Source organism: uncultured Bacteroides sp. (assembly GCF_910578895.1).
GTDB lineage: Bacteria > Bacteroidota > Bacteroidia > Bacteroidales > Bacteroidaceae > Bacteroides.
Genome location: NZ_CAJTSC010000081.1, coordinates 1 through 10285, shown reverse-complemented (window position 1 = coordinate 10285; position 10285 = coordinate 1). Strand labels below are relative to the sequence as shown.

Below are 10285 nucleotides of genomic sequence, written 5' to 3'. Positions count from 1 at the left end.
GAATTAAGGGGACTACTTTGAGTGGATTTTCCACTATGCCCTAAAAATTCATTTTTCACCTTTTCGGCGGTAACATAATTGTCACGCCTTTGCAGTTCATGATAAATGGTATTAAGGGATGCGTTTATATCATCCAGCAATCGGTTGATACGGGTAGCTTCCGCAGAACGTCCGGCGGCTTTGCCTGCCTTACCGTCCCAAAGTTTGGGTTGAACGTCCAGTTTGGAATTAAAACGGCTTGCCACACCATCAATCGTGATGCGGACAAAAATAGGGTAACTGCCATTGATTTTTTGCTTGTCCTTTTTCACAAAGAAAAGAACGGAAAATGTACTCTTCATAAACTCACTTTTTTGGTTACAAAACTACGGTAATTAACTCAAAGTGAAGTTTATACAGGCTCGCCAAATAGCGACAGAAGTTCGCCAATTTCGGACTAAGTGTACCCCTTTTGGACTTTCAGTTGCCGGGGGTACGAGTTAGGTTACTAACTTTGTCATTTAAGGGCTAAATGATGTCCGGTAGGGCAGACATAAGGGGATAAAAAAAGTTCCACAAATCGTTGAATTTGTGAAACTTGGCTGTTCTTTGTCCGGTTTTGTCCGGTTAGTTCAGCGGAGAGAGAGGCTCCAGAACCTATGCTTTCAGAAAATATCATAAAATTGCAAATCACTGATAATCATATATTATATACAATGCAAAGTAAATCTAAATCTTTCTAAATGCCTTTTGCTATTTCAATTTTTGGGTGTATATTTGGGTGTAGAATTTCAAACGCACCCAATTATGAATATCAAACGTAACATCATTTTTGCATTGGAGAGCCGGAAGAAGAACGGTGTGCCAATCGTAGAGAACGTGCCTATCCGTATGCGTGTCATATACGCAAGCCAACGCATCGAGTTTACAACAGGCTACCGGATTGACGTAGCCAAATGGGATGCCGACAAACAACGGGTAAAGAACGGATGCACCAACAAACTAAAGCAAAGCGCATCCGAAATCAATGCAGACTTGCTGAAATACTATGCCGAGATTCAAAACGTATTCAAGGAATTTGAGGTACAGGAAGCCATGCCAACCACCCAACAGCTAAAGGATGCGTTCAACCTGCGGATGAAAGATGCCAACGAAGAGCAGCAGGAAGAAACACAGATAAACTTTTGGGAGGTATTCGATGAATTTGTAAAGGAGTGTGGCAATCAGAATAATTGGACGGCATCCACCTATGAGAAATTTGCAGCGGTAAGAAATCACATCAAAGAGTTCAAGGAGGATGTAACCTTTGAATACTTCAACGAGTTCGGGCTGAACGAGTATGTTAATTTCTTACGTGATAAAAAGGACATGAGAAACAGCACTATTGGCAAACAGATGGGGTTTCTCAAATGGTTCCTGCGTTGGAGCTTCAAAAGAGGGCATCATCAGAACATTGCATACGACGCATTCAAACCCAAATTAAAAACAACCCCTAAAAAGGTAATATTCCTGACATGGGATGAACTGAACAAACTGAAAGATTATCATATACCGCATGACAAACAGTATTTGGAACGTGTCAGGGATGTCTTTCTGTTCTGCTGCTTCACGAGCTTACGATATTCGGATGTCCGTAACTTGAAAAGAAGTGATATTAAGCCCGACCACATTGAAGTCACCACAGTCAAGACTGCGGATAGCCTGATAATCGAACTGAACGACCACAGCAAAGCCATTCTTGAAAAATACAAGGATGTTCATTTCGAGAACCACATGGCATTGCCCGTCATCAGCAATCAGAAGATGAACGATTATCTGAAAGAACTGGGTGAACTGGCGGAAATCAACGAGCCTGTACGGGAAACCTACTACAAGGGAAATGAGCGCATAGATGAAGTCACACCCAAATACGCATTGTTAAGTACCCATGCAGGAAGAAAGACTTTCATCTGTAATGCGTTGGCACTCGGAATTCCGGCACCGGTGGTTATGAAATGGACAGGGCACAGCGACTATAAAGCAATGAAACCCTATATTGACATAGCGGATGACATCAGGGCAAACGCCATGAACAAGTTTAATCAACTATAAAAGTATCAATTAGTTTCATAGATTACCACCATTGAAGTATATTTGTATTCTGAAAATATCATAAGATGAGCAACAACGGACATAACATAGAAAAGACGAATTTTGATGCATTTATAAATGCTGTCGGTTCGGAAATACAACAGGCGCAAGTAAGGCTGATTACCGCTGCCAATGCGCAAATGTTGTTCCATTACTGGAAAATGGGCAACTATATTCTCTATCATCAGCAACTGCACGGATGGGGAAGCAAAACCATCAAACAATTGGCAAAGGCTATCCGATTCAATTATCCCGAAAAGAAAGGTTATTCGGAACGCAACCTTACCTATATGTGTCAGTTTGCAAGAACATATCCATTGAGAGCATTGCAGAATTTCATTGATACGGATGCAAAGCTGATAGCTCCAAGCGTGAAGAAAATTGAAGATGAAGTACACTACTTAAATGATTCGCAATTTACGCAAGAGCCTCTTGCGCAAATTCAATCCGTTGATAACAAAGAAATTATAATCACGCAAGAACCTCTTGCACAAATTCATAATGTTGCCAAAACCGTATCCGACATTTACCGTATGGAAATTAAGGATATAGAAAACGTATTTATGGCATCACCTGTTGCAAGAACCAATTGGGCAAGCCATGTGATTATGCTTAACAGTTCGCTTCCATTGGGCGTAAGCTATTGGTACATGAAACAGTCCGTGGAAATGGGCTGGAGCAGCAATGTTCTTAAAATACAAATTGAGACCAACTTATATAGCAGACAAATCAGCAACAACAAGGTTAATAATTTCACAGCCACGCTTCCTGCACCGCAAAGCGACCTTGCCAATTACCTTCTGAAAGACCCATACATCTTTGACTTGGCTGGAACTAAGGAAAAGGCAGACGAAAGGGACATAGAAGAACAACTGGTTAAGCACGTCACCCGTTACTTGCTGGAAATGGGGAATGGCTTTGCCTTTGTTGCCCGACAAAAACACTTTCAAATTGGTAACAGCGATTTCTATGCAGACTTGATTCTGTATTCCATCCCCTTACACGCATACATTGTAGTAGAATTAAAGGCTACCCCATTCAAACCGGAGTATGCAGGACAACTGAACTTCTACATCAATGTAGTGGATGACAAATTAAGGGGAGAGAATGACAACAAGACTATCGGATTGTTGCTGTGCAAGGGGAAAGATGAAGTTGTAGCGCAATACGCATTGACAGGCTACGACCAGCCGATAGGCATCAGCGATTACCAGTTGAGCAAGGCTATACCTGAAAACTTAAAATCGGCTCTGCCAAGTATAGAAGAAGTGGAAGAGGAACTGACTTCCCTTCTTGATAAAGATAAGAATCCATAAACCAAGCGTATATGGCAGGAGAAATACAGATTATGATTCCCCAATATGGCGAACTCAACCGGATATACAGCGACTTTATAATCAGCCATGCTTTCTCTTTTGAAAGGCAGAAATTCATCACGGACTTCTATAAGCAATACAATGACACAAAAGCTTTTGAAGCCGCCATCCTTGAACTGGTGCTTGACAAACAGAAAGAAAAATATACTCTGATTCTCAACAGCCTGAGAACCGAGATAGAGAAAAACATATTGATTTACGAAAAACATCCATTGTTTGATGATGAGATAATTTCTCGTGTGTGCTACAACTTCGCTGGCAGATATGACGCTGATATAGAAGCACAGCTGAGAGTTACACAAAATTTAAGCAAGCCTTTGAATGAAGCATACAACAGGTATGATTCCATTGGCTACAGGGTACATACGGCAGCAGAAGAAAAGCAAGCCGAAAAGGAGTATGAACGCTGCAAGGCTGAATATGAGAAGGAAAAAGAAGAACTGGACAGGCTTTATGAATTGGAAAGGCAGGCAAGAAAGGAATCTCTCCAATATATTGAGAACTGTTGCGGAGATATTTATAAACTGAGTTTCCATTTTATGGAAATATTGGCAAAATATATTCCCGTAGAAAAAGACAAGCCGGATGAACCGAGCAAGCAAGAGAAACAGCAGGATGCGCCAAAGGAGCAATCCGAATATTTCGATGCAGAATTACTTTCGCTTATTCATAAAGTCTGTGTGGGGGAACAGTTTGAAGATATTGCAACGCAGGACTTCTATGCCAACATGAACCTATCCTCCTGTGAAAAGGGATTAAAAATCAAGGCAAGGGAAAAGATACGGGTGTGCTACCTGATATTTCTGATGAGTGAAAGACTGCCCAAACAAGACAGAGATAAATGGAAAAATATAATCCTGAAACAGTTGGATATTGACGAGAACTACTACAAGTCAAAGTACAAAGAGCCAGTTTCCGATTTTCCAAGTGACAGTAACCAGAAGTTCGCTAAAGAAATGGACGCAATATTCCGATAATCCGTGATATGCCCTGATATTTTACGAAATTACCACTTTTACCACTCAAATTAATTTTTGAGTGGTATTTTTATTGTCTGATATTCAGAGAAATAATAAAATATTCTATTTACGCCAACCACATCCTTACCACTCACTCCCCTACCTAATTTTGCATCGTTCGAGAACAGAGATAACAGCCAGTGCGCAGGGCTGATTGTTTAACGGCTAAATAGATTGAACGATGACAAATCTTCAAGAGTTATTATTAAAACCCGTCTGGCAGATGACAGGCGAAGAGTTCATATTCCTGAGCAAACACGCTTCCGGTCAAACGGAAGTGCAACCACGACCCGTTACGGACACAGAAAGAAAGTATGTGTACGGAATACTGGGCATAGCCAAACTATTTGGGTGCAGCCTGCCAACCGCCAACCGCATCAAGAAAAGCGGAAAGATTGACAAAGCCATCACCCAGATAGGACGCAAGATTATCGTGGATGTGGAGCTTGCCCTTGAACTGGCAGGAAAGAAAACCGGAGGACGGAAATAATGGGAGGAATGGCTATGGACTATATGAAAGAGTTTAAGGACATATCGGCAGAAGAAGCCGTAATCCTTTGGCAAGCCTCACGTTTGAGTCTGTCGAAAAGTTATGAGAAAGCACCTGAAATCCTCAAAGTGCATGGTTCTGTCATTGGGACATTGGGCAACTTCAGCGCATCCATCGGCAAAGCCAAAAGTAAAAAAACATTCAATGTTTCGGCTATCGTAGCCGCCGCATTGAAGAATGGCACAGTGTTGCGGTATGTAGCGGAACTCTCCGACGGGAAGCGGAAAGTGCTTTATGTTGATACGGAGCAAAGTCCTTATCATTGCCTGAAAGTCATGAAACGTATTTTACGGATGGCTGACTTGCCTGATGACAGGGATAATGAGAACCTTGAGTTTCTCGCCTTGAGAAAATACACACCTGAACAGCGTATCAGGATTGTCGAACAGGCTATCTATAATACGCCCGACATTGGTCTTGTAATCATAGACGGCATCCGTGACATGGTATATGACATCAACAGCCCCGGCGAATCCACACGCATCATATCCAAACTGATGCAGTGGACGGACGACAGGCAGATACATATCCATACGATACTGCACCAGAACAAAGGGGATGAGAATGCGAGAGGGCATATCGGCACGGAGTTGAACAATAAGGCGGAAACCGTATTGCTGGTGGAAAAAGACAAAAGCAACGGAGATATAAGCAATGTTTCAGCCATGCACATCCGGGCAATGGATTTCGAGCCTTTTGCCTTTCGCATCAACGACAGTGCCTTGCCCGAACTCATAGAGGGTTACAAAACAGAAAGCAGGAAACCGGGAAGACCCGAGGAAGAAAAGTTCGACCCTTACAGGCATATTACCGAGCAGCAGCACCGTATCGCATTGGAAGCCGTTTTCGGGCTGAAAGAGGAATACGGTTACAAGGAACTGGAAGATGCCTTAATCAAAAGCTATACGTCAATAGGTGTAAAGCTGAACCATCAAAAGGCGGTGCCGCTCATCACCATGCTTCGCAACAAACGGATGATAGTGCAGGAGAACGGCAGAAAATACACATTCATGCCCGACTTCCACTATTAGCCCGTTACCTGCAATCGCTTCACTTTATTCTGTGGGTCTATATATTAAGGATAAAGCGAAGTGATGCAAGGAATGGATAAACCGCTTCACTTTATTACCGTACTCTATATATACGACAATTTAGTGAAGTGGTTATACAGACCGTACTTCTTAAAATGGTACGGGCGAAAAGAAAAACAAATCAATTCACCAACTACTAAAACAATCATTTTATGGATATACAGACAGCCAAGCAAATCAGGATAGCAGATTATCTGTACAGTTTGGGATATTCTCCCGTCAAGCAACAGGGTATCAACCTATGGTATAAATCACCGCTAAGGGAAGAAACCGAAGCCTCGTTCAAGGTAAATACCGAACGTAACCAATGGTATGATTTTGCACCCGGCAAAGGTGGCGGCATCATCGAACTGGCACAGGAGCTTTATTGTTCCACCTGCATTTCCTACATCTTACAGAAAATTGAGGAACAGACACCACACATCCGCCCAGTGTCTTTCTCTTTTGGCAAGCAATCATTTTCCGAGCCAAGTTTCCAGCAACTGGAGATTGTACCGCTCTCTTCTCCTGCCCTGCTCTCCTATTTGCAGGAAAGGGGAATAAATACGGAACTGGCAAAAAGAGAATGCAGAGAAGCTCATTTCACCAACAACGGCAGGCGGTATTTCGCCATTGCCTTTCCTAATGTATCGGGCGGCTATGAGATTCGCAACCGCTATTTCAAAGGCTGTATAGCCCCTAAGGAAATCTCCCATATCAGACAGTCGGGAAAAGCGAGGGAAACGTGTTATGTGTTCGAGGGATTCATGGACTACCTCTCCTTTCTGACATTGAGACAGGAGAGCTGCCCGAATTATCCGGAGTTGGACGGACAGGACTACATTGTGCTGAACTCCGTATCGAATGTAAGCAAGGCTCTCTATCCTTTGGGTAGCTACGAGCGCATCCATTGTTTCTTTGACAATGACCGTGCAGGGATGGAAGCACTCCGGCAAATCCGTATGGAATACGGTAGGGATTTATACATCCGTGACGCTTCGCAGACCTACAGCGAATGCAAGGACTTGAACGAATACCTACAGAAACAGGCTGAAAGAAAAGGGCAAATCCAATCCGTAAAAGAGACGCACACCCAGCCACCGAAAAAGAAGAACGGCTTTCGGTTATAGCCCACTATAACTACACGCTCCGCTTCCGTAGTTGTGGGCTCTCCCGAGGGGATTAGGGCTTTGCCCTAATGACCCACTCAGGGCGTTTCACCCCTGAGAACCCCGAGCAAAGAGTGACCCTCTCTTTGCAATCTCCGCTTATGGGTTACCCCTAAGAACCCCGTTACGGAAGCGGACAAAGTAATCTAATGTAAACAAAAAAAGAAGCTATGGCAACAAAATCAAGCATACACATAAAGCCTTGCAACATCGCATCGAGTGAGGCGCATAACCGAAGGACTGACGAGTATATACGAAACATCGGGGTGTCCAAAATCTATGTTGTGTCCGAACTTTCTGCCGACAACGAACAATGGATAAACCCGAACTTCGGCACTCCCGAACTGCAAACGCACTATGACAATATCAAACGGATGGTCAAGGAAAAGACCGGACGTGCCATGCAGGAAAAAGAACGGGAACGCAAAGGAAAGAATGGTAAAATAATCAAGGTGGCAGGATGTTCACCTATCCGTGAGGGAGTGTTGCTCATCAGAGCGGACACCACATTGGCAGATGTGCGTGAATTTGGCGAAGAGTGCCAAAGACGCTGGGGCATCACGCCACTCCAAATATTCCTGCATAAGGACGAAGGACATTGGCTGGGTGAAAAACCTGACGCAGAAGACAAAGAGAGTTTTCAAGTGGGTGAAAAATGGTTTAAGCCGAATTATCATGCCCATATTGTTTTTGACTGGATGAACCACGATACAGGAAAGAGCCGTAAACTCAATGACGAGGATATGGCAAAAATGCAGACTTTGGCATCAGACATTCTAATGATGGAACGTGGGCAATCAAAAAATGTTACTGGCAAAGAACATCTGGAACGCAATGACTTCATCATTGAAAAACAGAAAGCCGAACTGCAACGCATAGATGCTGCAAAGCGGCATAAAGAACAACAGGTGGAACTTGCCGAACAGGAACTCAAACAGGTAAAATCGGAGATACGCACCGACAAGCTCAAAAGCGCAGCCACCGATGCTGCCACAGCCATAGCAAGCGGTGTAGGTTCTCTTTTCGGCAGCGGAAAACTGAAAGAGCTGGAGCATAGCAATGTGGAACTGCATCAGGAGATTGCCAAACGGAACAAAAGCATTGACGATTTAAAAGTCCGTATGCAACAGATGCAGGAACAGCATGGCAAACAGATTCGTAATCTTCAAGGAATACACAATCAGGAACTTGAAGCCAAAGACAAGGAAATATCACGGCTGAATACCTTGCTTGAAAAGGCTTTCAAGTGGTTTCCGATGCTCAGGGAGATGTTGAGAATGGAAAAATTGTGTGCTGCCATCGGCTTCACCAAAGAAATGATAGAGAGCCTCCTGACCAAGAAAGAGGCTATCAGGTGCAATGGCAGGATTTATTCCGAAGAACACAGACGGAAGTTTGACATCAAGAATGATATTTTCAAGGTGGAAAAGAATCCAACCGATGATAGCAAACTGATACTGACCATAAACAAGCAGTCGATGGACGAATGGTTCAAAGAACAGTGGAATAAATTACGGCAAAGTTTACGACAGTCAGCGGAAGAGCCAAGAAAAAATAGAGGATTCAAGCTATAATTACGCTCTATATAATCCAAAACATCAATAAAATAACTAATTTTGCATTCGGATAGGGGCAACTCTTTCCAAGAAATAAGAAAATAAGAAGCGTTATGCTCTCTTGTAAGTCGAGAACGTAGGAAATTCACCAGTGTACTGGGATTGCATAGTGGTTCTCACGCATACAGCATGGGCTGCTACCTCTACATCTGTACACAAGGTTTCCTACGACTTTCGACTTCGAGTGTTGCATCAGTAGTTTGTGCTTCTGCATTTATAAATCGCTCCATCGTGCTATGGAGCATTGTATTATTTTGTAGATGAAGAATATCGAAGCAGATAAAGAACTCATAGCGGCATCGGAATCAAGGATATAAAGGACTATGAAATTGAAATCAACATCGAAAATGGTATAGTAGTAAGATAAAAGTAATGGCAGAATCTTTTAAAAATATGTTTGATAAGCCATTCTTTGGAAGGTTTGTCAACGACTTGTCTCTTGTTCTCCAGAACATGAGTGTAGACAAGTTTGTAACTTTAGTTATGGATGAAGAATGGGAGAACAGAGGTTATAAGCAGCGGATTGCACACATAACTACTGTTCTGCACAAGTTTATGCCAACCGAGTATAAAGAAGCTGTTGCGAAAATCTTTAAATTATTAGACTGTGTAAAAGTTAGACTGCTCGATTTTTCAAAGATAGACGATAAAAATTTCAATTTGCTGACATTAGAATATGGGGTTATTTTGGACCATTATGTGGAGCGATATGGAATAGAGGACTATGAGACATCAGTGAAAGCCATTGAGCGAATTACGCAATTCACGACTTGCGAATTTGTGACCCATGCCTTTATTGTGAAATATCAAGATGAAATGATGAAACAGATGTTGGCTTGGTCAAAACATCCGCACTGGGGGGTAAGGAGGCTTGCATCGGAAGGGTGCAGACCTCGTCTGCCGTGGGCGATGTCATTGCCTAAATTAAAAGAAAATCCAGCTCCCATCATTCCGATTATGGAAAATCTGAAAAACGATCCATCCAGGTTTGTAAGGTTGAGTGTTGCCAATAACCTGAACGATATTTCAAAGGATAATCCACAAATCGTAATTGCTTTGGCTAAAAAATGGAAAGGGCAATCAGAGAATATTGATTGGGTTATCAAGCATGGATGCCGAACATTGCTTAAGCAGGGGAATCACGAGATATTGAACCTGTTTGGACTGAGTTTGAATGACAATATCAGCATAGGTGACTTTAAGATTCTTACAAAAAGAATAAAAATGGGTGATTCTGTTGAATTTTGTTTTAATCTAAACAATTATAATACGGAAAAACGGACAATAAGATTGGAATACGGAATCTATTATCGGAAAATGAATGGAGAGATGACGAGGAAAGTCTATAAAATCAGTGAGAAGGAATACAAAGGAAA

General features: G+C 42.5%; 9 protein-coding genes. 8 read left to right on the top strand and 1 reads right to left on the bottom strand.

The annotated features are described in order from the left end of the window. On the bottom strand, positions 1-341 hold a 341-nt coding region (locus tag QZ327_RS13600; protein ID WP_294620165.1), incomplete at its 3' end, for an Arm DNA-binding domain-containing protein. A 445-nt stretch (positions 342-786) separates the two neighbouring features. Between QZ327_RS13600 and QZ327_RS13595 the strand changes: the two genes are divergently transcribed. From QZ327_RS13595 to QZ327_RS13560, 8 genes are all read left to right on the top strand, one after another. Next, the gene (locus tag QZ327_RS13595; RefSeq protein WP_294620163.1) at positions 787-2070 is read left to right on the top strand and encodes a site-specific integrase; all 1284 of its coding nucleotides are present in this window, start codon (positions 787-789) and stop codon (positions 2068-2070) included. Positions 2071-2135: 65 nt separating this feature from the next. Beyond that, positions 2136-3425, top strand: coding sequence for a PDDEXK nuclease domain-containing protein (locus tag QZ327_RS13590; protein ID WP_162222979.1), 1290 nt, complete (start codon positions 2136-2138; stop codon positions 3423-3425). A gap of 11 nt (positions 3426-3436) precedes the next feature. Then, on the top strand, positions 3437-4462 hold the full coding sequence (locus QZ327_RS13585) for a hypothetical protein (RefSeq protein WP_123615850.1): 1026 nt from the start codon (positions 3437-3439) through the stop codon (positions 4460-4462). Positions 4463-4685: 223 nt separating this feature from the next. Continuing rightward, the gene (locus QZ327_RS13580) at positions 4686-4994 is read left to right on the top strand and encodes a DUF3853 family protein (protein WP_080650746.1); all 309 of its coding nucleotides are present in this window, start codon (positions 4686-4688) and stop codon (positions 4992-4994) included. 14 nt (positions 4995-5008) lie between these two features. Further along, complete coding sequence (locus tag QZ327_RS13575; RefSeq protein ID WP_123615854.1) at positions 5009-6085, top strand: AAA family ATPase; 1077 nt, start codon at positions 5009-5011, stop codon at positions 6083-6085. Between the two features lie 212 nt (positions 6086-6297). After that, the gene (locus QZ327_RS13570) at positions 6298-7254 is read left to right on the top strand and encodes a toprim domain-containing protein (RefSeq protein WP_202769661.1); all 957 of its coding nucleotides are present in this window, start codon (positions 6298-6300) and stop codon (positions 7252-7254) included. A gap of 209 nt (positions 7255-7463) precedes the next feature. Further along, positions 7464-8867 (top strand): mobilization protein, encoded by a 1404-nt coding sequence (locus QZ327_RS13565; RefSeq protein ID WP_123486818.1) that lies wholly within the window; start codon positions 7464-7466, stop codon positions 8865-8867. 414 nt (positions 8868-9281) lie between these two features. Beyond that, a partial coding sequence (locus QZ327_RS13560; RefSeq protein ID WP_294620154.1) for a DNA alkylation repair protein occupies positions 9282-10285 on the top strand: 1004 nt, incomplete at its 3' end.

Bases quoted from the DNA above. Each gene is read 5' to 3' on its own strand.
- QZ327_RS13565 (WP_123486818.1), top strand. From the start codon at position 7,464: ATGGCAACAAAATCAAGCATACACATAAAGCCTTGCAACATCGCATCG.
- QZ327_RS13575 (WP_123615854.1), top strand. From the start codon at position 5,009: ATGGACTATATGAAAGAGTTTAAGGACATATCGGCAGAAGAAGCCGTA.
- QZ327_RS13590 (WP_162222979.1), top strand. From the start codon at position 2,136: ATGAGCAACAACGGACATAACATAGAAAAGACGAATTTTGATGCATTT.
- QZ327_RS13595 (WP_294620163.1), top strand. From the start codon at position 787: ATGAATATCAAACGTAACATCATTTTTGCATTGGAGAGCCGGAAGAAG.
- QZ327_RS13585 (WP_123615850.1), top strand. From the start codon at position 3,437: ATGGCAGGAGAAATACAGATTATGATTCCCCAATATGGCGAACTCAAC.
- QZ327_RS13580 (WP_080650746.1), top strand. From the start codon at position 4,686: ATGACAAATCTTCAAGAGTTATTATTAAAACCCGTCTGGCAGATGACA.
- QZ327_RS13570 (WP_202769661.1), top strand. From the start codon at position 6,298: ATGGATATACAGACAGCCAAGCAAATCAGGATAGCAGATTATCTGTAC.